The following is a 23629-nucleotide window of genomic DNA, read 5'->3' as shown; positions in this document are numbered from 1 at the left end:
TGAACCCAACAGAACAGAAGGATCGCTCATGCACGTCTGTGTGCTTGGCGCCGGCATCACCGGGCTGGCCGCCGCCTATTCTCTGCAGCAGGAAGGCCATCGTGTGACCCTGCTCGACTCGGCCGATGCGGTGGGCCAGGGGGCCAGCGGCGGCAATGGGGCCCAGCTCAGCTACTCCTATGTGCAGCCCCTGGCAGACCCGTCGATCTGGGGGCAGTTGCCCAAGCTGCTGCTGGCCGCCGATTCGCCGCTGAAGTTTCGCCTGCAGGCCGACCTGCACCAATGGGCCTGGGGGCTGAGCTTCATGGCCGCCTGCAACCGCCCGCGCTCGGAGCGCAGCACCGCCACCTTGCTGGGCCTGGCCGCGCGCAGCCGCGAGGGCTTCGAGCACATGCTGGCCGATCTGCGGCCCGACTGCGACCACAGCACACCGGGCAAGCTGGTGCTCTACCCCACCGAGGCCGGGCTGCAAGGGGCGGCGCAGCAGATCGAGCTGCAGGCCCGCCTGGGCGGCGCCGCCCAGCGCCTGGTCTCGCCCGCGGAATGCGTGGCCCTGGAGCCCGCACTGGCCCGCTACCAGAGCGCCATGGCCGGCGCGGTCTACACCCCCAGCGAAAGCGCCGCGGATTGCCTCAAGGTGTGCCAGGCGCTGGACCAGGCGCTGGCGCAGCGCGGTGCCGAGCGCCGCTACGGCCGCCCCGTGACCCGGCTGGAGCTGGCCGGTGGCCGCGTGGTGGCCGCCCACACGGCCCAGGGGCCGGTGCAGGCCGACCACTTTGTGCTGGCCCTGGGGGCCGCCAGCGTGGCGCTGTGCCGCCCACTGGGCCTGCCGCTGCCGGTCTACCCGCTCAAGGGTTACAGCATCACCCTGCCGGTGGGCCGGGATCCGGCCCAGGCCCCACGGGTCAGTGTGACCGACAGTGCCCGCAAGGTGGTGTTCGCCCGCCTGGGCGAGCGCCTGCGCGTGGCCGGCATGGTCGAACTGGTGGGCTATGGCCGCGACATTCCGGCCGAGCGCATCACCAGCCTGTGCCAATCCACCGCTCAAGTGTTTCCGGGCTGCCAGGACTTCAGTGACGTCCAGGCCTGGTGCGGCCTGAGACCGGCCACACCCACCGGCCTGCCGATCGTCGGCCGCCTGTCGAAGGGCCCCGACAACCTGTGGATGAACACCGGCCACGGAGCGCTGGGCTTCACGCTGGCCTTTGGCACCGCACGCCAGCTCTGCGAGGCCTTGCGCGCCTGATCCCGGCCTGATCCGGGCCCTGCCGCCGGTGCCAGAATGCGCGCTTGAACGTGCTGTCACGTGCTTTGTGAGGTGCCCATGGCCCATCCATCTTCTCGTCGATCCCGTCTTGGCGCCCTGCTGGCGCTGGCCACCACCGCCACGCTGCTGAGCGCCTGCGCCCAGGCCCCTGCCCTGCCCGAGCTGGGCGACACCCGCTGGCTGGGCGACGGCAATCCGCCCACCCAGTTGCGGCTGGACGCCAGTGGCCAGGCCAGCGGCTTTGGGGGCTGCAACCGGTTCAGCGGGCGCTGGCGCATCGAACAGGGTCAGCTGCGCGTGGGCCCACTGGCGGCCACCCGCATGATGTGCCTGACCCCGGGCGGGGAGCAGGAGGGCCCCTTCCTGGCCAGCCTGGAGGCCACCCGCTCGGCCCGCCTCGAAGGCGGTCGCCTGCTGCTGCTGGATGCCCAGGGGCAGGTGTTGCAAAGCTTGCGACCCGCGCCCTGAGGCTCGCCCGGCCTCCCCCCACCCCGCAGCGCCTCACAAGGCCTGACGGATGGCCTGCTGCATCTCTTCGGTGATGGCCCGCACCAGCACCGAACCAGGCTTGTCGGCCAGGCGCAGGGCCTGCACCGGAACAGCGATGGCGGGCTCCAGCGCCAGCACATCGACCTTGCTGCGGTCGGCCGACACGGCCGTGCAGGCGTCCACCAGGGCCACGCCCAAGCCGTGGTGGGCCATGGCCAACGCGGCATGGTAGGTCTGCACCGTGACGTAGGAGTTCAGGCCCACGCCGGCCTCGCGGCAGGCCTGGCTCAGGCGCGTGCCCACCGGATCGCGGGCATCGAGGTTGATCACCGGCACGTCCACCAGGTCGGCCAGGCTCAGCTGAGCCTGGCGCAGCTTGCGCACCGGCAGCAGCCCCTTGGGCACCACGCACACCATGGCGCATTCGGCCAGCGGCTCGTGGGTCAGGGACGGGTGGCTGAGCGTGCTGAAGACAAAGCCCACATCGGCCTCCTGCAACATCAGGCTGGAGATGATCTGGGGCGAATGCAGAGCCTCGACACTGACCACGATGTCGGGGTGCTTCTTCTTGAAACGGGCCAGGGCGCGGGGCAGGATGTCGTAGCTCAGCGCCAGCACCGAGACGATGCGCAGCTCGCCGGCCACCTGGCCACCGCGCAGGCTGGTGGCCAGGCGCTGCACCTCGTCGAGCTGGGCAAACAGGCGCTCGATGTGCGGGAACAGCGTCAGCGCCTCGGTGGTCGGGGTGAGCCGACCCTTGGCGCGCTGGAACAGCGCAAAGCCAAGCTGGATCTCGGCATGCTGCAGGGTGCGGCTGACGGCGGGCTGGGTGATGTTGATCAGCCGGGCCGCCGCGCTCACGCTGCCGGTCAGCATGATGGCATTGAAGACCTCGATGTGGCGCAGGCGCATGGGGGCCCCGGCTCAGCTGCCGCGCTGCAGGCGTTCGCTCTTCCAGTAGACGTCGTCGCCGCCATCCACCCGGTTGAGGACCCGGGCCAGCACGAACATCAGGTCTGACAAGCGGTTCAGGTACTGGCGCGGCGTGTCCTTCAGGGCCTCTTCATTGCCCAGCGCCACCACCGCACGCTCGGCGCGGCGCGCCACGGTGCGGCACACATGGGCCTGGGCGGCGCTGCGCCGGCCGGCCGGCAGGATGAACTCCTGCAGTCGCGGCAACTCGCCATTGAAGCGCGCCAGCGCCTCATCGAGCTGCAGCACGGCCTCGGCCTTGAGCAACTCGAAGCCCGGGATCGACAGCTCGCCGCCCAGGTTGAACAACTGGTGCTGGATATCGGTCAGCAGCTCGCGCACCGCCTCGGGCAGGCTCTCGCTGAGCAGCAGGCCGATGTGCGAGTTGAGCTCGTCCACATCGCCCATGGCATGCACGCGCAGGCTGTTTTTGGACACCCGGGTGTTGTCGCCCAGGCCGGTGGTGCCGTTGTCTCCGGTGCGGGTGGCGATCTGGGTCAGGCGGTTGGCCATGCGGGGGTCCTTGCAAACGTTGAAAAAGCGCGGGGCCACGCCCGGCGTGGGGGCGGGCCGACCGGCTGTCGGGTCCTCGATTTTGCGCGAGATCGCCGTCCCTCGCCGCAGCGCCAGGCCATCAGCCCCCGGGCTCGGCAGGAAGCCGCCCACGCTCCTAGAATGGCAGGCTGGCCGCACCCGGCCCCCTATTCAAGCCGTACTGGAGACACCATGAACGCCCCCACCGCCCCCCTGCACCTGCTGCCCGAAGTACAGCAGCGCGACGTGCCCGCCGCCCTGATCGATGCCCTCAAGGCCCGCTTTGGCGAGCAGTGCAGCACCGCCCTGGTGGTGCGTGAACAGCACGGCCGCGACGAGTCCTCGTTCCAGGTGCCGCCGCCGGCGGCCGTGGTGTTTGCCGAAAGCACCACCGACGTGGCCGATGCCGTGCGCCTGGCCAGCCAGTTCGAGGTGCCGGTGATCCCGTTCGGCGTGGGCTCCTCGCTCGAAGGCCACCTGCTGGCCGTGCAAGGGGGCATCAGCCTCGATGTCAGCCGCATGAACCGGGTGCTCAGCGTGAACGCCGAAGACCTGACCGTGACCGTGCAACCCGGCATCACGCGCAAACAGCTCAATGAAGAGATCAAGGCCACCGGCCTGTTCTTTCCCATCGACCCGGGGGCCGACGCCACCATCGGCGGCATGACCGCCACCCGTGCCAGCGGCACCAACGCCGTGCGCTACGGCACCATGCGCGAAAACGTGCTGGCCCTGGAAGTGGTCACCGCCAGCGGCGAGGTCATCCGCACCGGCACCCGCGCCAAGAAGAGCAGCGCCGGCTACGACCTGACCCGCCTGATGGTGGGCAGCGAAGGCACCCTGGGCGTGATCACCGAGATCACCGTGCGTCTGTACCCCCTGCCCGAGGCCGTGTCGGCCGCCATCTGCTCATTCCCGAGCATCGAGGCGGCGGTGCGCACCACCATCCAGACCATCCAGCTGGGCGTGCCGATTGCCCGTGTCGAGCTGATCGACCACCACACCGTGCGCATGGTCAACCAGTACTCCAAGCTGGGCCTGCGCGAAGAACCCATGCTGTTGATGGAGTTCCACGGCTCGCCCACCAGCGTCAAGGAGCAGGCCGAAACCGTGCAGGAGATCGCCAGCGAGTTCGGTGGCAACGCCTTCGAATGGGCCAGCACCCCTGAAGAACGCACCCGCCTGTGGACGGCGCGGCACAACGCCTACTTTGCCGCCGTGCAGTCGCGCCCGGGCTGCAAGGCCATCTCCACCGACACCTGCGTGCCCATCAGCCGCCTGGCCGACTGCCTGCTCGACTCGGTGACCGAGACCGACGCCAGTGGGATCCCCTACTTCCTGGTGGGCCACGTGGGCGACGGCAACTTCCACTTCGGCTACCTGATCGACCCCGACAGCGCCGAAGAACGCGCCAAGGCCGAAGAGCTCAACCACAAGCTCGTCACCCGGGCGCTGCAGCTGGGCGGCACCTGCACCGGCGAGCATGGCGTGGGCCTGCACAAGATGGGCTTTCTGCTCGACGAAACCGGCGCCGGCGCGGTCGACATGATGCGCACCATCAAACGTGCGCTCGACCCCAAGAACATCCTGAACCCGGGCAAGATCTTCGCGCTGTGAAAGAGGCCGCCGGCCTCACGCAGGCTTGACGTGCGCAGGCTCCTCAGCACTTGAAGCCAGCGGCTGCACCGCCAGCCGCTGGCCCAGTGCTTTCAGGATGAGCAACAAGTTGCTGAGTGCCGGGTTGCCACGGGGGGACAGGCGGCGTCATGCCATTGAATGGCCCGGCACACCCAAGCGAGCCAGATGAAAACCACCATCGCCCTGAATCTTCAACTTAAGCGGGTCAGGCAAAAAGTTCGGACTGCTCGTGCTTCAAAGCCTCGATCCGGCACATGAGGCCGATCTTTTCATCGGCTTTGCGCCTTGCGTGTTCAGACATGCAACTCGCCAATTCATCAAGTTGTTCAACGCCGCTGATGGTTCGGAACGTCTTTTCCTTGTTGACAAAGACAACCGACTTCTTCTTTTGCGCCAACAACTCAATGATGTTGCTCAATGTGCCGGTGCTCTTCGCATCCCAAACCATGAGGCCGACATCAGCGGCCGCAGCCATCGCGAGATCCTTGGCTGTAAAGAACGCCCTGGTTCCTGGCGCATGCTGGGTGGTGACGACATCCACAGGCCAATTGCCCACGTTGTTGCGGGGCACCCCGCCGCTGCAGTAGACGGTGGTGTTTTCGTGTCCGAGGGCCAGTAACTGCTGCTGGATGGAGGTGTCCGCCCCTTCAGCATCGCCCACAAGCACCTTGAACCCCAACGCGACGATGTTGCCAATACGATCCTTCACCTTCACATCAAGGTGCTTGATGTTCATGGAACCTGCAATGAAAACGGTGGTCATGGCGATCTCCAGGTCAGGGCGGCGACGTAAACATGCCTCACTTTAGGGTACTTTCGGAGAGCAGCGCAGGCGGCCTCCAGGGAGGCCCCGGTATGGAACAGGTCGTCAACCACAAGCACATTCCAGGGACCCGCTCCCTGAATCGTGTCGTGGACAGCAAAACTGTCGCCGATGGCCTCTATTTTCTCCTCTTTAGTCTGCAGATCCTTGAGGAGCTTGGCAGCGCGGCTTCTGTGTAGCAGGTCGGGAAAAACCGGGATACCTGACAAAGCACTCAGCGCTTGCGCAACTTCCGTCACCGGCTGTCGAGCACGTACCGTGGACGCTGGCATAGGAACAATGAACCCGATCCCGGCAAGCCTCGGGACGACATGGTCCAGCAATGCCTTTGCCAAGGGTTGCACCTGCCCCCAATCCTGACGGTACTTCAACTGGTAGGTGGCTTCACCGACATCGGTGCGGACTGATTCGAATCTCGGACGACCGTATTCATCGTCACCGAGGTGGGTGCTGCGAAGCATGTGCTTGTTCAATGCCCAACCGGCGTTCCAAGGTCCGTGCAACTGCCGCAAAACCACATCCATAGGGCCCCCTGTCGCGTCTGATCGCGATTATTCCCAGGGAAGCGAAGTCGAAGCTTTCCGACAACGTAACAAGGTGCCAGCGGTCTCTTGATCGACCTGCTCCCAAAGCCATGGACGTCGCCCCTCTTTCCGAAACACCTGTTTCGTACGGCTTGGCCGCCACAGTATTCACATCGGAGCATCAGGTCCTCCCAGCCATCTCGAACGCCCATGAAAAACCCCGCCGCGGCTCACGCCGGGCGGGGTTTTTTTGTGTGCCTGGACTCAGCCTGGCGGCGTGGATCAGTAAGTCAGTTCACCGTGCGGCAGCAGGCCGGCGCGGTTGGCTGCAGCGGCGGCCTGGCGCACTTCCTGGCGGGTGATGGCGGACTTCACGGCCGGCAGCACCTGCGAGTTGGTGTCCACGTCAGCGGCGTGACGGGCAGCGGCCACGGCCTGGGTCTTCACTTCGGCGCGGCTGTATTGCGACACCACGTCGGCGCGCTGGTTGTATTCGGCCAGGCCTTCGGCAAAGCTGGGTGCGGCGGCCACGAAGGCAGAGGCGGCAATCAGGGCGGAGGCGATCAGTTGGCGGTTCATGATGATGTTTCCTTTCAAAGTTGATGGACTTCCGGGCAGGGCGGAGGCCTCGATGGGCGCCGTCTTGTCCAGCTCGGTGAGTCTTTGCAGAGGTGTCTGGCTCATCGATGGGATGAACTTTATAGGGTTAACACCAACAATAAAACATCGTCATGCGCAAATGGCTATTCCGTTTTTAGAAACAATCAAAGCGGAACTTTGGGTGCCTCATCGGGCCTGCCCGGCAGCGGGCGGCCTCATGAAGGCAGCTGGTTGAGCAACAGGCGCAGCCGCACCACAGGCAAGCTGTGCTGGCGCCCGGCTGCGGTACCGAGGGGGGTGAGGCCAGGTTGCCAGGCTTCGATCAGGGCTTGCAAGGGCTGCAGCTGACCGGCCTCCACCGTTTGACCGCGCAGCTCGGGGTAGCGGCTGGGGTTTTGGGTACGGGCCTGCAGCCAGGCCACGCTGCGCGCCATCGAGGCCCCGGCTGGGGTGGCCCGGTGGTACAGGTCGTCGCCACTTTCACGCAGCGCCAGGGCCAGCGTGAGCAGGGGGCGCAAGGCGTCCACCTGGTCGACCAGTTGGCCGCTCTGGCGGTAGTCCAGGCTCTCGCCCGTGGGCAACAGCGCGTCCATCAACTGCTGCTGCAAGCCTCGCCGGGCCGATTCGACCAGGGTGGCGTCTCCCAGGGCCCAGCCGATCAGGCCAATGCTGCACAGGCGGTGGCTGTTGCGGCGGTCCAGCGCGTCGGGCCGGTCCAGTTGCCGGTCGCCTTGCTGGGCCAGCGCATGGGCCTGCCACCAGGCGTCGAGGCGGGTCCGATCGGCTGTGGCCATGTGGGGGCGCAACAGGCGGTAGGCCCACACCGCGGGCTCCAGCCAGCGCAGGCTCAGGGGCTGGGCCACCGGGGCCAGGCTGCGCGCCCAGGGGCGCAGCAGCTCCAGCGCCCGCTCCCGGTAGGCCGCCTGCCCATTGAGCGTGAACAGAAAGGCCAGGGCCTGCAGCTGCTCGAACTCGCCCAGGCTGTCGGCCACCCGGCGTGGCGGGGCCTCGCCTTGCCAACGGGGCTCGGCAGGCAGTTGGGCCAAGGCGTGCGGGGGCTGACTCCAGCCGCGGGCCAGCAACTGGTACTGGGCCTTCATGACGGCCTGCACCTCGGTGGATTGGGGTGCGCGCTCGCGCAGCAGCTGCCAGTGGCGCTCCGGGGGCCACCACAGGGCGGGCAGCTGGACCTGGGCCGGGGGATCCTGGGCCCACAGCGCACTGGCGGGCAGCCCGCCGACCACACAGGCCAGCCAGGCCCGGCGGTGGATGCTTTGAAGGCGGCTGGCGGTGTTCATGGTGGGCGCTCCTGGCGCGGTGGGCTGGCGGGTCGCCAGCGCTCGATGATAGGTTGCCCCGGCGCCAGGTGAAAGCCGGATCAGCCCCCCTTCAGAGCTGGTAGATCCAGACCGGACGCCCGTCGGGGGCCATCAGTCGGGCCTGGTGGGGCTGCTCCAGCACCTCGAACTCCAGGCTCACCAGCCAGCTGCCCGGGGCCATCTCGGCCTGGGCCTTGGCCAGGGCGCGCGCCATGCTCTCGGGGCGCTGGAACACATAGACCAGTTGGTACGGCGCCCAGGATTCACGCCAGATGTCACCGCGCCGCACCTGGGCCCAGGGGCAGCGCAAGGCGCACAGCAGGCGCAGCGGCCAACTCCACTCCAGGCCGTGCAGCACCGCCTCGGGCCAGGCCCGGCGCAGGGCCCGCAGACCGTCGCCCAAGCCACAGCCCGCGTCCAGCACCGCCGCACCCGCAGGCAAGGCGATCGCCTGGGGCAACCCCAGCAAGGCGCCCCGGGGGGTGGGGAAGATCGGCGCATCGCGCCAGGCATTGATGGGGTAGACCAGCAGCACCAGGCCCAGCGGCAGCAGCCACACCCAAGCTGGCAGCGTGACAGCGCCCGACACCAGCAACGACAGGGGAAAGCCCAGCGCGATCATGAAGCGACGCCACCAGTTGGGCCCCAGCACGCTGCCCAGGGCGCCCAGCGCCGCGGCACTGCCCAGGGCCAGCAGCACATCCACCCCGGCCTGCGCCAGCACGGCAAACAAGCCCCAGGCCGCGGCCCAGACCAGCAATGCCGGCAAGGGCCAGGGCAGGCGCAGTCGGGCAGGTGGGCGGCGGCCGGGCACGGTGCTCATGGGTTCGAGCTGCGCATCAAGCCCCCGCGGAGCTGCCGCGCAAGCGGTCGATCAGGCCGTTGAGTTCTTCCAGCGAACCGAACTGGATGGCCAGTTCGCCCATTTCCTCGGTGCGGCCAGCACGCTTGACGCGCTTCTTCACCCGCACCTCCACCGCCGCGGTCAGCAGGTCGGAGAGCTCCTCCTCCACCCGTTTGAGGTCACGCGACTTGTCTTTCTTGGTCGGTTTGGGCGAGGTCAGGCTGAATTCGGCGCTGATCTTCTTGACCAGGCCCTCAGCCTCACGCACCGACAGCTTCTTGGCCACGATCTGGTTGGCGGCGGTGATCTGGGTGGCCCGGTCGAGCGACAGCAGCGAGCGCGCGTGGCCCATGTCCAGATCGCCGGCCATCAGCATGGTCTGCACTGGCTCGGCCAGGTTCAGCAGGCGCAACAGGTTGGAGGCCGCGCTGCGCGAGCGGCCCACCGCCTGGGCGGCCTGCTCGTGGGTCAGGCCGAACTCTTTCACCAGGCGCTGCAGGCCCTGGGCTTCTTCGAGTGGGTTGAGGTCTTCGCGCTGGATGTTCTCGATCAGCGCCATGGCCGCGGCCGCCTCGTCGGGCACCTCGCGGATCAGCACCGGCACGCTGTCCAGACCGGCCAGGCGCGAGGCGCGGAAGCGGCGCTCACCGGCAATGATTTCGTACTTGCCGTCGTTCGGACCCGCGTGCAGGCGGCGCACCAGGATGGGCTGCATGATGCCCTGCGCCTTGATGCTTTCGGCCAGCTCGTACAGCGCCCCCTCGTCCATGCGGGTGCGCGGCTGGTAGACGCCGGGCACCAGCTGGTCCAGCTGCAGAGTGGCCGGCTGGCCGCTGTTGGCGGCAGGCACATTGCCGTCGGTCGCAGCTTCGTCCACCTTGGGGCCCAGCAGGGCTTCGAGTCCACGGCCCAGGCCCTTGGGTTTCTTGGTCGCCATCTTGGTCAGATCTTTCTTGGAACTTGGATTTCAGGGCCCATCAAAGCGCCTGAGGGGGTTGCAGGGGCGCTGACAAGGACTGCAGCAAGGCCAGCCCCTCGGGCCAGTCGCCCAGGCCTGATTCGGCATTCAGGTGCCCGCGTGGGCCCGCCTCCACCAGGCGGCTGCCCCAGGCCTGGGACAGGCCCTGGGCATGGGCCAGGCTGGCGTAGGGGTCGTTGCTGCTGGCCACCAGCACGCTCGGGAAGGGCAGGCGCTGGCGCGCCATCGGAGCCCAGCCGGGCAGCATCACGCGCAGGTCGTCGCGCGCCAGCTCGGGCGGCGCCACCAGCAAGGCCCCGCGCACACGGGCGGTGTTGCGCGAGTGCGCCGCCCAGGCCGCCACCAGGGCACAGCCCAGGCTGTGGGCCACCAGCCACACCGGCCCGGGCTGGGCCAGCAGCACTTCTTCGAGGCGGGCATTCCAGTCACCGCGCAGCGGGCGCATCCAGTCGTGCTGCTGCACCCGCACAAAGCCATGCTGCTGCTCCCACAGCGTCTGCCAATGGCCGGCGCCACTGTTCTGCCAGCCCGGCAGCAGAAGAACCTCTGAAGCCTGAATCATCGAACGCCTCCGGGGTTCACATGGTTTTGATGCGCTGCACCATTTCTTCGGCGAATTCGACGAAGGCCTGGCTGCCCTTGGCCTGCGGGTCGAACACCACGCCGGGCAGCCCGTAGCTGGGCGCCTCGGCCAGGCGCACGTTGCGCGGGATCACGGTGTTGAACACCTTGTCGGCAAAGTGGCCCTTGAGCTGCTCGCTCACCTGCTGTTGCAGCGTGATGCGGGGGTCGAACATCACGCGCAGCAGGCCGATGATCTGCAGGTCTTTGTTGAGGTTGGCATGCACCTGCTTGATGGTGTTGACCAGATCGGTCAGGCCTTCCAGGGCAAAGTACTCGCACTGCATGGGCACGATCACCCCGTGGGCAGCGCACAGGCCATTCAGGGTCAGCATCGACAGCGAAGGCGGGCAATCGATCAGCATGAAGTCGTAATCGGCATCGACCGCGGCCAGGGCGGTCTTGAGGCGCTTTTCACGCCGCTCCAGCTGCACCAGCTCGACCTCGGCACCGGCCAGCTCGCGGTTGGCACCCAGCACGTCATAGCCGCAGGCCTCGGCGCGCACCTTGGCCTCGGCCACCGAGGCCGACTCGATCAACACGTCGTACACCGTGAATTCGAGCTGGCGCTTGTCCACGCCCGAGCCCATGGTGGCATTGCCCTGCGGGTCCAGGTCGATCATCAGCACGCGCTGGCCGATCTTGGCCAGGCCGGCTGCCAGGTTGACGGTCGAGGTGGTCTTGCCGACCCCCCCTTTTTGATTGGCGACGCAAAAAATCTTGGCCATGAATTCGTTCTTGTTCTAGGGGTCAGGGGTTATTTGGAAAAGGCCAGCTTCAGGCCAAAGCCGATCAGAAACACGCCGGCCAGCTTTTCCAGCCCACGCGCAATCGCGGGGTTGGCACGCAGGCGTTCGGCCAGAAAATGCGTCAGCAGCACCACCACCACGCCATAGGCCAGGGTCAGCGCTGCGATGGTGGCCGCCATCACGCCAAAGGTCAGCAAACCCTGGTGGTGCACCGGGTCCACGAACAGTGGGAAGAAAGCCATGTAAAACACGATGGCCTTGGGGTTGAGCAAGGTGATGGCCGCCGCTTGTTGAAAATACTGGCGCGGCCGGATGTTCAGCACCGGGGCCGACCCCGGCTTGGCCGTGAGCATGCGAAAACCCAGCCAGGCCAGGTAGGCGGCGCCCAGCCACTGCACCGCATGGAAAGCTGGCGGCCAGGCCGCCAGCAAGGCCGCCACACCGGCCACCGCCAACCACATCAGCACCTGGTCACCCGCGATCACGCCCAGGGTGGCGGCCATGCCGCCACGCAGCCCACCCTTGCCGGTGGAGGTGATCAAGGCCAGGTTGCCCGGCCCCGGAATCGCCAAAAACAGGACGATGGCCGCCACGAAAGCGCCGTAATCTGCAACACCGAACATGATTGGATCCTCCACCCACTGAGCGGCCGAGTTTACGCGAGTGGCCTGCCCGCGAGATGTCAGAACGTGCAGACCTTCTCAGATCAGGCCGGCTTCATCCAGATGATGCAGCGTTCGGCCTCCAAGCCGGGCACCTTGAGCTGTTCCACGTGAAACACCTGCACTGCGGCCGGCAAGGCCGCCAGCTCATCCGCCGGGTGCTTGGCCTTCATGGCCAGCCAGACACTGCCCTCGCCCAGGGCTGCCTGTGACCAGTTCACAAAATCGGGCAGCGAGGCAAAGGCCCGGCAGCTGACCACATCAAAGGGGCCGCTGAGGTTCTCGACCCGGGCATGCACGCCACGCAGATTGCCCAGGCGCAGCTCGGCCGCCACCTGCTGCACAAAGGCAGCCTTCTTGGCCACCGTGTCCACGCAGCTGACCGACAGCGTCGGGCAGCAGATGGCAAAGACCACCCCCGGCAGTCCGCCGCCCGAGCCCACGTCCAGCAGCTTGCGGGCCATGCCCTCCCCCAGGCCGGCCAGGTGGCGCTTCAGTGGCGGCACCGCCGCCAGGCTGTCGAGCAGGTGGTGGGTCAGCATCTCGGCCGGGTCGCGCACCGAGGTCAGGTTGTAGACCTTGTTCCACTTCTGGATCAAAGCCATGTAGTCGAGCAAACGGCCCACCTGCTGATCGTCCAGCGACAGGCCCAGGGCCTGCAGGCCGGCCCGCAGTTCGGCTTCAAAAGCACGTGCGCTCATGGGGCCACCGCCGTTTCGTCGGCCTGGGCAGCCTCGTTGGCAAAGCCACGGAAGCCGCCCTTTTTCAGGTGAATCATCAGCAACGAGATCGCCGCAGGGGTCACCCCCGAAATGCGCGAGGCCAGGCCCAGGGTTTCCGGCCGATGCTTGTTGAGCTTCTGGCGCACCTCGATCGACAACGCCCCCACCTGCATGTAGTCAAAGTCGGGTGGCAGTTTGAGGTTCTCGTAGTGAGCAGCACGCTGCACCTCGTCGCGCTGGCGATCGATGTAGCCCGAATACTTGGCCGCGATCTCAATCTGTTCCACCACGGGTTCGTACAACTCACCCAGGGCTTCGCGTGACACCACCACGGGCTGGGTCTCGCTGGCCACCGGCAGGTACTTGCCGCCGTCCAGCGACATCAGGGCTGCATAGCTCACATCGGGGCGGCGCAACAGATCGGCCAGGTTGTATTCGTGCTCGATGGCCTTGCCCAACACCCGCTCGGATTCGGCCGCCGGCAGGTTGCGCGGATTCACCCAGGTGCCGCGCAGGCGCTCTGTTTCACGTGAAACAGCTTCCAGCTTGCGACTGAAAGCGGCCCAACGCGCATCATCGACCAGGCCCAGGCGCCGGCCCGCCTCGGTCAGGCGCATGTCGGCATTGTCTTCGCGCAGCTGCAGCCGGAACTCGGCCCGGCTGGTGAACATGCGGTAGGGTTCGGTCACGCCCTTGGTGATCAGGTCGTCCACCAACACCCCCAGGTAGGCCTCGTCGCGACGCGGCAGCCAGGACTCGTCGCCACGGCATTGCAGGGCCGCGTTGATGCCGGCGAACAAGCCCTGGGCCGCCGCCTCTTCGTAGCCGGTGGTGCCGTTGATCTGGCCGGCAAAGAACAGGCCACCGATCTGGCGGGTCTCAAAGCTGCTCTTCAGGGCGCGAGGGTCGAAGTAGTCGTACTCGATGGCATAGCCCGGGCGCAGGATGTGGGCGTTCTCCAGCCCCACCATGCTGCGCACCAAGTCGTACTGGATGTCAAAGGGCAAGCTGGTGCTGATGCCGTTGGGGTAATACTCGTGGGTGCTCAGGCCTTCGGGCTCCAGAAAGATCTGGTGGCTGTCCTTGTCGGCAAAGCGGTTGATCTTGTCTTCCACGCTGGGGCAGTAGCGCGGGCCCACGCCTTCGATCTTGCCGGTGAACATGGGGCTGCGGTCAAAGCCGCTGCGGATGATCTCGTGCGTGCGCTCATTGGTGTGGGTGATCCAGCATGGCATCTGCTGCGGGTGCATGGCCACCGACCCCATGAAGCTGAACACCGGGATGGCCCCTGGCAGCCCGCCAGGCATGCCATCGCCGGGCTGTTCAGTGCACTTGGAGAAGTCGATGCTGCGCCCATCGATGCGCGGCGGGGTGCCGGTCTTGAGGCGGCCCTGGGGCAGCTTCAGCTCCTTGAGACGCGCCGACAAGCTGACCGCAGGCGGGTCACCGGCCCGGCCGGCCGAGTAGTTGTTCAGGCCGACGTGGATCTTGCCATCCAGGAAGGTGCCCGCCGTGAGCACCACGGTGCGCGAACGGAAGCGGATGCCCACCTGGGTGACGGCGCCCACCACGCGGTCGCCCTCCACCATCAGGTCATCCACCGCCTGCTGGAACAGCCACAGATTGGCCTGGTTTTCCAGCCGGTGGCGGATCGCCGCCTTGTACAGAATGCGGTCGGCCTGGGCCCGGGTGGCCCGCACGGCCGGCCCCTTGGAGCTGTTGAGGATGCGAAACTGGATGCCCGACTCGTCGGTGGCGATGCCCATGGCACCGCCCAGGGCATCGACCTCTTTCACCAGGTGGCCCTTGCCGATGCCCCCGATCGAGGGGTTGCAACTCATTTGCCCCAGGGTTTCGATGTTGTGCGAGAGCAGCAAGGTCTTGCAGCCCATGCGGGCCGCGGCCAGAGCGGCCTCGGTGCCGGCATGACCGCCGCCAACGACGATGACGTCGAATTCTTGTGGGTAAAGCATGGTGGTGAAAACGGGCCTGTTGAAGCCGCAGACAGAGGTGGCCAAACAAGACCCCAGCGCCGTGGGCGCCAGGCCGGGGGGCCAACGCCCCGGGAGGCGAGATTTTAACGGGCGCGCCCCACCCGCGCACCTGCCGTGGCCAAAGACCGCAACACCGCCTCTGCGAGCCCGTGCGCCACCGTGCGCCAGCGGCACCCCCACCCCATTCAAGCTGACCCAGCCAACCTCACAACAAGCATCACAATGGCGCCCATGAATCAGCCCGTGTTTCACGTGAAACCAAGCCCCCTGCCCCACCCGCCCGATCGGCCTGGGCGCCCCGATTGCCGTCCAGGCTGTGGCGCCTGCTGCACCGCCCCGTCCATTTCCAGCCCTATCCCGGGCATGCCGAAGGGCAAGCCGGCCGGGGTTCGCTGCATCCAGCTCGACCCTCAGGAGCGCTGCCAGATCTTCGGCCACCCGGATCGCCCGGCCGTGTGCGGCCAGTTGCAACCCAGCCATGAGATGTGCCGTGACAGCCGAGAGTCCGCTCTGCAAGGCTTGGCCGAACTCGAAGCATTGACCCGCCCTGGGGCCTGATCAAGCCCCTGGTCTCAACGCCCCAGGCGTTGTCGCAACTCGCGCAGCAGGCGCAAACCCAGCTCGTGCTCATAGCGGCGCACGCTCAGCTCCAGACGCCCCGCCAGCTCGGCCGACACCTCGGTCAGCTCCGCCAACAGGGGCCGCAGCAGTTCATGGGCTTCAAAGCCGGCCTCGATCAAGGCCAGCTCCAGCGCATCCAGCGCCTCGGCGGTCAGCGACGGGCACGACAGCCCTGCCGCCTCAACCAGCGACGGCGAGGCCATGAGGTCGTCCAGAGGCGCCTGCGACCGAGCCACGTCACTCCCTGCCTGGTGCAGCCAGCGGGTCAGGGCGGCATACAGGGCGGGCGGGTCCACCGGCTTGGCCACAAAGTCGTTCATGCCGGCCGCCAGGCAGTTGGATCGCACCTCGGCAAAGGCATTGGCTGTCATGGCCACAATGGGCAAACGGGCGCACCCCGGCAAGGCCCGCAACTGCCGCGTGGCCTCCAGGCCATCCATGCCCGGCATCTGCAGGTCCATCAGCACCAGGTCCGGCAGCACGGGCAAATCGGCACGCACCTGATCCAATGCACGCTGGCCCGACTCGGCGCAGCTCACCCGCAGCCCGACCGAACTCAGCAGCTCGCTGGCCACCTCGCGGTTGATCGGGTTGTCCTCCACCAGCAACACATGCGCGCCGTCAAAGCGGTGCTCGGGCCCCTGCCCGGCCACCCACTGCGCCGGCACGGCCTGCACGGCTTCGCGCACGCGGCTGACCAACAGCAGCAGGCAGTCCAGCAGCGACGAATAGGACACGGGCTTCTCCAGCACCATGGGCACCCCCAGGGTGGCGGCCTCGGCGCGCAGCTGGGCATCGACGCTGGCGCTGACCAGCAGACAGGCCGGCCCCTGCCCCTCGGGGTGGGCTGCACGCAGGGCCCGCACAGTGTCCAGGCCATTCAGGCCAGGCATCAACCAATCCAGCAACACCAAGGTGTAGGGGTCGCCGGCCTGCTCGGCCTGGGCCACCCGGGCCAGTGCCTGCGGACCCGAATCCGCCACATCGGTGCGCAGACCCAACTGGTTCAGCATGTCTGCCAGGGCCTCACGCGCCTCGGGCAGGTCGTCCACCAGCAAAGCGCGCAAACCCGCCAATGGCTGCACCGAGGGCGGGCGGGCCGGGTTTTCGGCTTCTTGCAGCAGCACGGTCACCCAAAAGCAGCTGCCCCGCCCCGGCTCGCTCTCCACCCCGGCATCGCCCCCCATCAGCTGCACCAGGTGGCGTGTGATGGTCAGGCCCAGACCCGTGCCCCCAAAGCGCCGTGTGGTCGAGGCATCGGCCTGCTCGAAGGCGCTGAACATGTGGGGCAGGCGGTCGGCCGGAATGCCGATGCCGGTGTCCCGCACCTCAAAGCGCACCCGCAGCGCGCCCGCCGGGGCCCCGGGCTGCAGCCGGGCCCGCAGCAGCACCAAGCCGCGCTCGGTGAACTTCACCGCATTGCTCAGCAGGTTCAGCAAGGCCTGCGACAGGCGGGTCGGGTCGCCCCGCAGGGTGCGCGGCAGGTGGTCGGTGTCCAGCACCAGCTCCAGGCCTTTCTCGCGGGCTGTCTCCATCACCAGGGCACAGGTGCGCGCCAGCATGGTGTCCAGCGCAAAGTCGATCGACTCCAGGCTCAGCTTGCCGGCCTCGATCTTGGACAGGTCCAGGATGTCATTGATCAAACTCAGTAGGTGGTGGGCCGCATCGTCGATCTTGATCAGGCGCTCGCGCGCCGAGGGGTCGCTCAGATCGCGCCGCAGCAGGTAGGTCAGACCCATGATGGCGTTCATGGGGGTGCGGATCTCATGGCTCATGTTGGCCAGAAAAGCCCCCTTGGCCCGTGCCGCCGACTCGGCCCGGTCGCGCGCGAGCCCCAGCTCTTCATTGAGCTCCAGCAGGCGCTGCTCGGCCTGCTTGGAGCGGGTGATGTCGGTGGCCAGCACGAAAAAGCCACGCACCTCGCCCTCGCGCCAGTCGGGCGTGTAATGCAACAGGGTCACCGCATGCGTGCCGCGGGCACTGAGCTCTTCGCGCTCAAAGCGCTGCGCCTCACCCGCCAGGGCGCCCTGCACCTGACGACCGAAGGTCTGCAGGCGGGCCGGGCCAAAAATTTCTTCCATGCTGCGGCCCGTCACCTGCTCCTCGCGCAGCCCGAACCAATCCAGGTAGCCTTTGTTGACAAAGCGGCAACGCAGATCGCGCCCCCAGTAAGCCACCCGGCCCGGGATGTTGTCGGCCACCAGGCGCAGCAGTTGCTCGGCCTCGCGCAGACCGACCACCAACTCCCGCTGCCGCGCCTCGGCGTCTTTCAGGGCCTGCACATTGGTGGCAAAGAAGTAATAGCCCTGCACCACCCCGTTCTGCCAGTCGGGCAGGCGCTTGACCAGAAAGTGGGCCGACTGCCCGGCCTGCCCGGGCATGTCGTAGTCATCGCTCAGCGTTTCACCTTGCAAAATTCGCTCGATGAAGGGCAACTGGCGCTGGAAGAAGGCCTCGCCCAGCACCTCGCTCACCGTGCGGCCCAGCACCTGCTCGGCACACTGACCGAACCAGTCCAGGTAGGCCTGGTTGGCAAAGCGCAGGCGCAGGCTGCGGTCCCAGTAGGCCACCAGCGCGGGCTGGTTGTCGGTCACGACCTGGGCCCGGGTCTCGCTGGCCAAGCGGGCCTGCACGGCCTGCTCCAGGGCCTGCGTGCGGGCCTCGACCAGCGTAGCCAGGTGCTCACGGTGGCGCGCCAGTTCGGCCGCCACGGCCCGGCTCTCGGTCACATCGGTGAATGACACCAGCACCCCTTGCAAGGCCTGGGTGGCAGGGTCGCGCAGGGGCTCGGCGTTGACGCTCAGCCACAGCATCGAGCCCTGTCCATCCGGGTGGCCCAGCAGGCACTGGTGCACCGCCTGCCCGTCGCGCAGCACCCGGGCCAACGGCAGGTCTTCGGGGGCCAGGATGTGGCCGTCTTCGCGGCGAGCCTGCCAATCCCGCGGGTGGGGAAAGCGCTGCTGCATGTCCTGCAGGGACAGGCCCAGGATGCGTTCCGCCGACGGGTTGCAGGTGCGAATCCGGCCATCGGGTGCGAACACCATCACCCCCTCGGTCAGCGACGACACCATGGTCCGATACACCGATTCGCTGTCGTGCAGGCGCTGCAACAAGCCGCTGCGCGCCCGCTCGGCCCGGTAGATGGCCACGCAAGCCCCCAGCAACAGCAGCAAGGCGGCCAGCAGGCCGGCATCAAAAGCCAGGTTCAGGCGCTGTGACAAGGCTTCGCTGTCCTGTTGCAATTGCCGGTTCACAGCAGCCACCCCGACATCCAGGTGATGCAACATCGTTCGCAGCGACAGGGCCTGCCGGGAATCGGCAGGCAGGCCATTCAAGGCCAGCGCCTGGCGACGGAACTCGGCCAGATCGCGTGGCAATTCAAGCACACCGGCCCGCTCCAGCACCGGCGCCACGGCGGTGGCGGTATAGCCGTTCAGGGCCTCCGTCAGCAGGGCCTCACCGCGCGAGCGCTGCCACGGTGAGGCCTCGTCGCTGGCCAGCATCAGGTGCAAAAAGCCCTGATGCAGATCCTCTCCCGCCTGGGCCAGGGTCTGCATCTGCCGCTGGGCTGCCGCCAGACGCTGTTGCTGGTGCCCATGCAGGCCGGCCATCGACAGGCAGATCAACACCGCGCCCAGCCCGGCCAGCACGACTCGCCGGGGCACCGGGTAGCGGATGGGGGAGCCTGGGAGCGCCATGCATCAATCCAGCAAAACCCCGCCCAAAGACTGGTACTTGGCAACCACCGCGTCCTCGGTATCGGCATGGCGCTCGGCCACAACACAGAAATCGGCAAATCGCTGGGCAAAGGCCGCCGCCACGTCGGGGTCGAAATGGCGCCCGGCCTCGGCCAGGATCATGTCGCGCGCCACCTCGAAGGCAAACGGCGGCTTGTACACCCGGCGCGAGATCAGGGCATCGAACACGTCGGCCAGGGCCATCAGGCGCGCCGCCAGCGGGATCGCCTCGCCGGCCAGGCCGTCGGGGTAACCGCTGCCATCCCAGCGCTCGTGGTGATGCCGGGCAATCTGCTTGGCGCAGGCCAGAAAATCGATGGGTGGGCCGCCCTCGTCCATCAGGTCCTGCTCCGCCCGCTCGATGGCCTGGGCGCCCAGCAGCGCGTGGGTCTTCATGAGCTGCCATTCCTCGGGCGTGAGCTTGCCGGGCTTGAGCAGCACGTGGTCCGGAATGCCCACTTTGCCGATGTCGTGCAGCGGCGCCGACTTGGCAAAGCGCTCGATGGTGTCGGCATCCAGATCGAGGGCATGGCGCGGGTGCAAGGCCAGTTGCGTGGCCAGCAGGCGCATGTAACCCTGGGTGCGCAGCAGGTGGTTGCCGGTCTCGGGGTCGCGGGTTTCGGCCAGCCGGGCCAGGGCGTGGATGCTGATGTGCTGGATGCGCTGGTTCTCGGCCATGCGCCGGGCCACCTCGGCCTCCAGGCTGGCATTGCGGTCGCTGAGCAGGTCCCGGGCACGCTTGAGCTCCAGCTGGGTCTTGACGCGGGCCATCACCACGGGCGGACGCAGCGGCTTGGTGATGTAGTCCAGCGCGCCCAGGGCCAGGCCCTGAGCCTCGTCGGCGGTGTCGTCCATGGCGGTCACGAACAACACCGGGATGTCCTGGGTCTGCGGGTCGGACTGCAGGCGGCGCAACACCTCCAGGCCATCCATGCCGGGCATCATCACGTCCAGAAGAATCAGATCCGGCCGAGGCGCGGAGGCCGCCAGACGCAGGGCCGCCAGGCCCGAGTTCGCCACCCGCACCCGGTAGTGAGCCTGCAAGAGATCGCCAAGCACGGTGAGGTTGTCGGGCAAATCATCGACGACGAGCACCACGGGCCGGGTGTCGCACGGATCGCGCGCTGGCATGAAGGTATCCCCCTGATGGATTTTTCAGGCCATTATGGGCGTCTGCTTATAGTCTGCAAAGCCCTTGTAGCCCTAGCCCCCGATCCATCCAAGCATGGCGCAGATCACGGATTCAGGCCTCCGGCACCACCGCGCCCAGGGGCCGCTGGCGCCAGGCCAGCAAGGCCCCCACCCACAAGGCCAGTGCCGAAAACACCAGGCCACGCACCAGACCGCCGGGCCCGTCGGCAATCCAGCCCACCGCCGTCGGCCCCACGATCTGCCCGGCCGCAAACACGATGGTGAAGGCACTGATGCCGGCCGCCCAGCGCGAGGCCGGCAGGTTGTGGCGCACCAGCGCCGTGGTCGAGGCCACCACCGACAGAAACACCCCGCCAAACATCAGCCCTGACAGCAACAGCGCCGGCCACCAGTGGCTCAGGGCCGGCAACAGGGCGGCCAGCCCCAGCAAGGCATTCAGAAAAGCCAGTGCGCCCCCACCCCGCGCGCGCTCCAGCAAACCAGCCCAGAGCCGCGCAGAGGCCAGCACCGCCCCACCCAACAGGGCATAGAACAGGGTGATGCGTTCAGGCGCCACGCCCTGCTCACGCAACAAGGCCACCACAAAAGTCATGTAGCCGATGTAGCCCACGCCAAAGGCCGTGTAGCCGGCCAGGGCCGGCCACAGCGGTCGCAGGTCAAAGCCCCGCCCCGTGTTGCCCACGGAGGCCGGCGGCAGCAAGGCCGCCAGGCGCCGTGCCGGCCACCACAGCGCCGCACTGGCCAGCAGGCTGGCCGCGGCCAGCGCCCACCAGGCCCAGCGCCAGGCATGGGCCTCATGCACGGCCTGCTGCAAGGCCTCGGGCACCAGCCAGGCCGACAGCGCGATGCCCCAGCCGGTGCCGCCGTAATACAGGCCCAGCAACCAGCCCGAACGCCCGGGCTGCAAGGCCCCCAGGCGGGCGGCCATCAGGCCGCCTGCGATGAACACCAGCGCACTGGCCGCACCGGCCAGCAGGCGCTGGACCAGCAAGGGCCCCGCCTCGGTGAAAAACCCGCTGCAGGCCATGAACAGACTGGCCAGCACCGCACCGCCCAGCAACACCCGTTCGGGCCCCTGGCGACGCAGCAGCCAGGGCGTGGCCAGCGCCCCGATCAGGTAGCCCAGGGCATTGGCCGTGTTCATGGCGCCGGCCAGCGCATACGACCAGCCCAGGTCCTCGCGCATGGTGGGCAGCAGCAGACCGTAGGCAAAGCGGGTGATGCCCAGCGAAACTGCCGCCCCCAGCGACAGCGCCAGGGCCAGCAAGGTGGCGGGCAGGGCCGCGGGAGCGCTCAGGGTGGAACGCGGCATGGGTGTTGTCTCCGGCTATTTGTTATGACGCCACTGTAAGCGCGCCAGCGGCTCACTGCAGGGACGGCACCGGGTCGCGGGGGTGACCCACCGGACCAGTGTCAGGGCCGGCTCTGGCATAAAACGCATGATCTTGCGCAAGCAAGCCCATTGCGGGGGCGCTACGCTGTGCCCACTGTTTTGCGCCCCTCCCGTCCCGACCCTTTTTCAGGAACACCATGAGCTCTCTGTTCGAACCCGTCCAGGCCGGCAGCCTGAAACTCGCCAACCGCATCGCCATGGCACCGCTCACGCGCAACCGCGCCCCGGGCGCCGTGCCGGCAGCCATCACGGCCACCTACTACGCCCAGCGGGCCAGCGCCGGTCTGCTGATCACCGAGGCCACCGCCATCAGCCACCAGGGCCAGGGCTATGCCGACGTGCCCGGCCTGTATGGCGAGGACCAGATCGAGGGCTGGAAGAAGGTCACGGCGGCCGTGCACGCGCAGGGCGGCCAGATCGTGGTGCAGCTGTGGCATGTGGGCCGCGTCTCGCACACCGACCTGCAGCCCGGCAACGCCGCCCCGGTGGCGCCATCGGCCATCCGCGCCAACACCAAGACCGTGCTGATCAAGGACGGCGTGCCCGGCTTTGTCGAAACCTCCACCCCGCGCGCCCTCGAACTGGGCGAGCTGCCCGGCATCATCGAGGACTACCGACGCGCCGCCCGCGCCGCCATCACGGCGGGCTTTGACGGGGTCGAGATCCATGCCGCCAACGGCTACCTGATCGACCAGTTCCTCAAGACCGGCAGCAACCACCGCAGCGACGCCTATGGCGGCTCGATCGAGAACCGCGCCCGCCTGCTGCTCGAAGTGGTGGCCGCCATCAGCGCGGAGATCGGTGGCGACAAGACCGGCATCCGCCTGTCGCCGGTCACGCCGGCCAACGACGTGATCGATGCCGACCCGCAGCCCTTGTTCGAGTACGTGCTGCGCCAACTCGCCCCTTGCGGCCTGGCCTATGTGCACGTGATTGAAGGTGCCACCGGCGGTGCGCGCACCCTGCCCGACCGGCCCTTCGACTACACCGCCGCCAAGGCCGCCTACCGCAACGCGGGTGGCCAGGGCGCCTGGATGGTGAACAACGGCTACACCCGTGAGCTGGCCGATGCGGCCGTGGCCGCTGGCGCCGACATCGTGGCCTTTGGCCGCCCCTTCATCGCCAACCCCGACCTGGTCGAGCGCCTGCGCCGCAATGGGCCCTTCAACGAAGGCCACCGCGCCACCTATTACGGCGGCGGCGAGGCCGGCTACCTCGACTACCCCACGCTCTGATCCGGTGCCAGCCGCCGGTCCGGCCCCCGGCCCGGGCTAACATCGGGCCCGCACCCACCAGAGCCCCGCGAGAGCCCCATGAGAATCCTGCTGATTGAAGACGACCCCCAGCTGAGCGAGGCCCTGGTCAGCTTTCTGCGCGCCAAGGGCTTCGTGGTCGACACGGCCGGCACGCTGGCCCAGGCCCGCGCCACCTTGCCGGCGGCGCACTGGGGCGCGGTGCTGCTGGACCTGCACCTGCCCGACGGCGACGGGCTGGGCCTGTTGCCCCTGCTGCAGCGCCAGCATGCCGACAGCAGCGTCATCGTGCTGACGGCCCGTGACCAGATCACCGACCGCATCCGCGGCCTGGACGCCGGTGCCGACGACTACCTGGTCAAACCATTCGACCCAGAAGAGCTGCTGGCCCGACTGCGTGCCGTGGAGCGCCGCCGTGGCGGCGCCAGCGGCCAGGGCGCCACCCTCACCCTGGGCGCTCTCAGCGTGGACCTGGCGCGCGACCGCGTGCGCGTCAGCGGCCAGCCGGTGGAACTCACGGCCAAGGAATGGGCGCTGCTGCGTGTGATGGCCAGCCGCCCTGAACGCATCCACAGCCGCGAAAGCCTGCTCGATGCCCTGTACGGCTTTGACGACGACACCGACAGCAACACCCTGGAGGTGTTCATCAGCAACCTGCGTCGCAAGATCGGCCGCGAGCGCATCCAGACCCTGCGCGGCCTGGGTTACCGCCTGGCCGGCGACCCGACCTGAAACC

General features: G+C 67.8%; 22 protein-coding genes and 1 pseudogene. 6 read left to right on the top strand and 17 right to left on the bottom strand.

All coding sequences use genetic code 11. The features are described 5' to 3' along the window. The first annotated feature begins 28 nt into the window (after positions 1 to 28). Together AC3WUT_RS23580 and AC3WUT_RS23575 are read left to right on the top strand one after the other, a co-directional pair. Positions 29 to 1246, top strand: coding sequence for a D-amino acid dehydrogenase (locus AC3WUT_RS23580; protein ID WP_492349510.1), 1218 nt, complete (start codon positions 29 to 31; stop codon positions 1244 to 1246). Positions 1247 to 1324: 78 nt separating this feature from the next. Next, positions 1325 to 1735, top strand: coding sequence for an META domain-containing protein (locus AC3WUT_RS23575; protein WP_492349509.1), 411 nt, complete (start codon positions 1325 to 1327; stop codon positions 1733 to 1735). 33 nt (positions 1736 to 1768) lie between these two features. Here AC3WUT_RS23575 and AC3WUT_RS23570 read toward each other — a convergent pair whose 3' ends face one another. Then, complete coding sequence (locus tag AC3WUT_RS23570; protein ID WP_492349508.1) at positions 1769 to 2668, bottom strand: LysR substrate-binding domain-containing protein; 900 nt, start codon at positions 2666 to 2668, stop codon at positions 1769 to 1771. Between the two features lie 12 nt (positions 2669 to 2680). Next, positions 2681 to 3241, bottom strand: a complete 561-nt coding sequence (locus AC3WUT_RS23565; RefSeq protein WP_492349507.1) for a cob(I)yrinic acid a,c-diamide adenosyltransferase — start codon at positions 3239 to 3241, stop codon at positions 2681 to 2683. Between the two features lie 213 nt (positions 3242 to 3454). Here AC3WUT_RS23565 and AC3WUT_RS23560 point away from each other — a divergent pair, with 213 nt between their 5' ends. Then, on the top strand, positions 3455 to 4879 hold the full coding sequence (locus AC3WUT_RS23560; RefSeq protein WP_492349506.1) for an FAD-binding oxidoreductase: 1425 nt from the start codon (positions 3455 to 3457) through the stop codon (positions 4877 to 4879). 15 nt (positions 4880 to 4894) lie between these two features. Here the strand turns inward: AC3WUT_RS23560 and AC3WUT_RS23555 are convergent. From AC3WUT_RS23555 to mnmG, 12 genes and pseudogenes are all read right to left on the bottom strand, one after another. Then, a pseudogene (locus AC3WUT_RS23555) lies at positions 4895 to 5026 on the bottom strand (addiction module antidote protein); the annotation flags it as partial. A gap of 79 nt (positions 5027 to 5105) precedes the next feature. Next, positions 5106 to 5663 (bottom strand): hypothetical protein, encoded by a 558-nt coding sequence (locus AC3WUT_RS23550; protein WP_492349505.1) that lies wholly within the window; start codon positions 5661 to 5663, stop codon positions 5106 to 5108. Next, positions 5660 to 6184, bottom strand: coding sequence for a ComF family protein (locus AC3WUT_RS23545; protein WP_492349504.1), 525 nt, complete (start codon positions 6182 to 6184; stop codon positions 5660 to 5662). Before AC3WUT_RS23545 ends, AC3WUT_RS23550 begins: the two co-directional genes overlap by 4 nt. A 345-nt stretch (positions 6185 to 6529) precedes the next feature. After that, on the bottom strand, positions 6530 to 6826 hold the full coding sequence (locus tag AC3WUT_RS23540) for a hypothetical protein (RefSeq protein ID WP_027474907.1): 297 nt from the start codon (positions 6824 to 6826) through the stop codon (positions 6530 to 6532). A gap of 236 nt (positions 6827 to 7062) precedes the next feature. Beyond that, complete coding sequence (locus AC3WUT_RS23535; protein ID WP_492349503.1) at positions 7063 to 8145, bottom strand: alginate lyase family protein; 1083 nt, start codon at positions 8143 to 8145, stop codon at positions 7063 to 7065. Between the two features lie 91 nt (positions 8146 to 8236). Continuing rightward, positions 8237 to 8989: a class I SAM-dependent methyltransferase gene (locus tag AC3WUT_RS23530; RefSeq protein ID WP_492349502.1), complete on the bottom strand. Its 753-nt coding sequence runs from the start codon at positions 8987 to 8989 to the stop codon at positions 8237 to 8239. Positions 8990 to 9005: 16 nt separating this feature from the next. Next, positions 9006 to 9947 carry a ParB/RepB/Spo0J family partition protein gene (locus tag AC3WUT_RS23525; RefSeq protein WP_492349501.1) on the bottom strand — a complete coding sequence of 314 codons (942 nt, stop codon included), beginning with the start codon at positions 9945 to 9947 and terminating at the stop codon, positions 9006 to 9008. A gap of 40 nt (positions 9948 to 9987) precedes the next feature. After that, complete coding sequence (locus AC3WUT_RS23520; RefSeq protein ID WP_492349500.1) at positions 9988 to 10551, bottom strand: RBBP9/YdeN family alpha/beta hydrolase; 564 nt, start codon at positions 10549 to 10551, stop codon at positions 9988 to 9990. Between the two features lie 16 nt (positions 10552 to 10567). Further along, complete coding sequence (locus AC3WUT_RS23515) at positions 10568 to 11338, bottom strand: ParA family protein (protein WP_492349499.1); 771 nt, start codon at positions 11336 to 11338, stop codon at positions 10568 to 10570. 29 nt (positions 11339 to 11367) lie between these two features. Next, entirely contained in the window at positions 11368 to 11982 is a 615-nt protein-coding gene (locus tag AC3WUT_RS23510; protein ID WP_492349498.1) for a LysE family transporter, read from the bottom strand. Between the two features lie 83 nt (positions 11983 to 12065). Then, complete coding sequence (gene rsmG / locus AC3WUT_RS23505; protein ID WP_492349497.1) at positions 12066 to 12722, bottom strand: 16S rRNA (guanine(527)-N(7))-methyltransferase RsmG; 657 nt, start codon at positions 12720 to 12722, stop codon at positions 12066 to 12068. Beyond that, positions 12719 to 14716 carry a tRNA uridine-5-carboxymethylaminomethyl(34) synthesis enzyme MnmG gene (gene mnmG / locus AC3WUT_RS23500; RefSeq protein ID WP_492349496.1) on the bottom strand — a complete coding sequence of 666 codons (1998 nt, stop codon included), beginning with the start codon at positions 14714 to 14716 and terminating at the stop codon, positions 12719 to 12721. Before mnmG ends, rsmG begins: the two co-directional genes overlap by 4 nt. A gap of 252 nt (positions 14717 to 14968) precedes the next feature. Between mnmG and AC3WUT_RS23495 the strand changes: the two genes are divergently transcribed. Next, positions 14969 to 15295: a YkgJ family cysteine cluster protein gene (locus tag AC3WUT_RS23495; RefSeq protein ID WP_492349495.1), complete on the top strand. Its 327-nt coding sequence runs from the start codon at positions 14969 to 14971 to the stop codon at positions 15293 to 15295. A gap of 14 nt (positions 15296 to 15309) precedes the next feature. On the opposite strand, the gene AC3WUT_RS23490 is transcribed toward AC3WUT_RS23495, so the two are convergent. The 3 genes from AC3WUT_RS23490 to AC3WUT_RS23480 form a co-directional block, all read right to left on the bottom strand. Continuing rightward, a complete protein-coding gene (locus tag AC3WUT_RS23490) occupies positions 15310 to 19056 on the bottom strand; it encodes a PAS domain-containing hybrid sensor histidine kinase/response regulator (RefSeq protein WP_492349494.1) in 3747 nt (1248 codons plus the stop codon). A 3-nt stretch (positions 19057 to 19059) separates the two neighbouring features. Then, positions 19060 to 20226: an HD domain-containing phosphohydrolase gene (locus AC3WUT_RS23485; RefSeq protein ID WP_492349493.1), complete on the bottom strand. Its 1167-nt coding sequence runs from the start codon at positions 20224 to 20226 to the stop codon at positions 19060 to 19062. Positions 20227 to 20338: 112 nt separating this feature from the next. Then, positions 20339 to 21559, bottom strand: coding sequence for a YbfB/YjiJ family MFS transporter (locus AC3WUT_RS23480; RefSeq protein WP_492349492.1), 1221 nt, complete (start codon positions 21557 to 21559; stop codon positions 20339 to 20341). A gap of 218 nt (positions 21560 to 21777) precedes the next feature. Here AC3WUT_RS23480 and AC3WUT_RS23475 point away from each other — a divergent pair, with 218 nt between their 5' ends. After that, positions 21778 to 22875 carry an alkene reductase gene (locus AC3WUT_RS23475; protein WP_492349491.1) on the top strand — a complete coding sequence of 366 codons (1098 nt, stop codon included), beginning with the start codon at positions 21778 to 21780 and terminating at the stop codon, positions 22873 to 22875. 78 nt (positions 22876 to 22953) lie between these two features. After that, entirely contained in the window at positions 22954 to 23625 is a 672-nt protein-coding gene (locus AC3WUT_RS23470; RefSeq protein WP_492349490.1) for a response regulator, read from the top strand. Positions 23626 to 23629 lie beyond the last annotated feature (4 nt).

It is taken from the genome of Curvibacter sp. EU05-FHT14A10, assembly GCF_058791075.1.
This window is presented reverse-complemented; position numbering and strand designations above follow the sequence as displayed.

Coding starts and splice junctions, on each gene's coding strand:
- AC3WUT_RS23490 (WP_492349494.1), bottom strand. CDS start 19,056: ATGGCGCTCCCAGGCTCCCCCATCCGCTACCCGGTGCCCCGGCGAGTC.
- AC3WUT_RS23520 (WP_492349500.1), bottom strand. CDS start 10,551: ATGATTCAGGCTTCAGAGGTTCTTCTGCTGCCGGGCTGGCAGAACAGT.
- AC3WUT_RS23525 (WP_492349501.1), bottom strand. CDS start 9,947: ATGGCGACCAAGAAACCCAAGGGCCTGGGCCGTGGACTCGAAGCCCTG.
- mnmG (WP_492349496.1), bottom strand. CDS start 14,716: ATGCTTTACCCACAAGAATTCGACGTCATCGTCGTTGGCGGCGGTCAT.
- AC3WUT_RS23510 (WP_492349498.1), bottom strand. CDS start 11,982: ATGTTCGGTGTTGCAGATTACGGCGCTTTCGTGGCGGCCATCGTCCTG.
- AC3WUT_RS23580 (WP_492349510.1), top strand. CDS start 29: ATGCACGTCTGTGTGCTTGGCGCCGGCATCACCGGGCTGGCCGCCGCC.
- AC3WUT_RS23515 (WP_492349499.1), bottom strand. CDS start 11,338: ATGGCCAAGATTTTTTGCGTCGCCAATCAAAAAGGGGGGGTCGGCAAG.
- AC3WUT_RS23540 (WP_027474907.1), bottom strand. CDS start 6,826: ATGAACCGCCAACTGATCGCCTCCGCCCTGATTGCCGCCTCTGCCTTC.
- AC3WUT_RS23570 (WP_492349508.1), bottom strand. CDS start 2,668: ATGCGCCTGCGCCACATCGAGGTCTTCAATGCCATCATGCTGACCGGC.
- AC3WUT_RS23530 (WP_492349502.1), bottom strand. CDS start 8,989: ATGAGCACCGTGCCCGGCCGCCGCCCACCTGCCCGACTGCGCCTGCCC.
- AC3WUT_RS23470 (WP_492349490.1), top strand. CDS start 22,954: ATGAGAATCCTGCTGATTGAAGACGACCCCCAGCTGAGCGAGGCCCTG.
- AC3WUT_RS23575 (WP_492349509.1), top strand. CDS start 1,325: ATGGCCCATCCATCTTCTCGTCGATCCCGTCTTGGCGCCCTGCTGGCG.
- AC3WUT_RS23560 (WP_492349506.1), top strand. CDS start 3,455: ATGAACGCCCCCACCGCCCCCCTGCACCTGCTGCCCGAAGTACAGCAG.
- AC3WUT_RS23475 (WP_492349491.1), top strand. CDS start 21,778: ATGAGCTCTCTGTTCGAACCCGTCCAGGCCGGCAGCCTGAAACTCGCC.
- AC3WUT_RS23550 (WP_492349505.1), bottom strand. CDS start 5,663: ATGACCACCGTTTTCATTGCAGGTTCCATGAACATCAAGCACCTTGAT.
- AC3WUT_RS23545 (WP_492349504.1), bottom strand. CDS start 6,184: ATGCTTCGCAGCACCCACCTCGGTGACGATGAATACGGTCGTCCGAGA.
- AC3WUT_RS23565 (WP_492349507.1), bottom strand. CDS start 3,241: ATGGCCAACCGCCTGACCCAGATCGCCACCCGCACCGGAGACAACGGC.
- AC3WUT_RS23485 (WP_492349493.1), bottom strand. CDS start 20,226: ATGCCAGCGCGCGATCCGTGCGACACCCGGCCCGTGGTGCTCGTCGTC.
- AC3WUT_RS23535 (WP_492349503.1), bottom strand. CDS start 8,145: ATGAACACCGCCAGCCGCCTTCAAAGCATCCACCGCCGGGCCTGGCTG.
- AC3WUT_RS23480 (WP_492349492.1), bottom strand. CDS start 21,559: ATGCCGCGTTCCACCCTGAGCGCTCCCGCGGCCCTGCCCGCCACCTTG.
- AC3WUT_RS23495 (WP_492349495.1), top strand. CDS start 14,969: ATGAATCAGCCCGTGTTTCACGTGAAACCAAGCCCCCTGCCCCACCCG.
- rsmG (WP_492349497.1), bottom strand. CDS start 12,722: ATGAGCGCACGTGCTTTTGAAGCCGAACTGCGGGCCGGCCTGCAGGCC.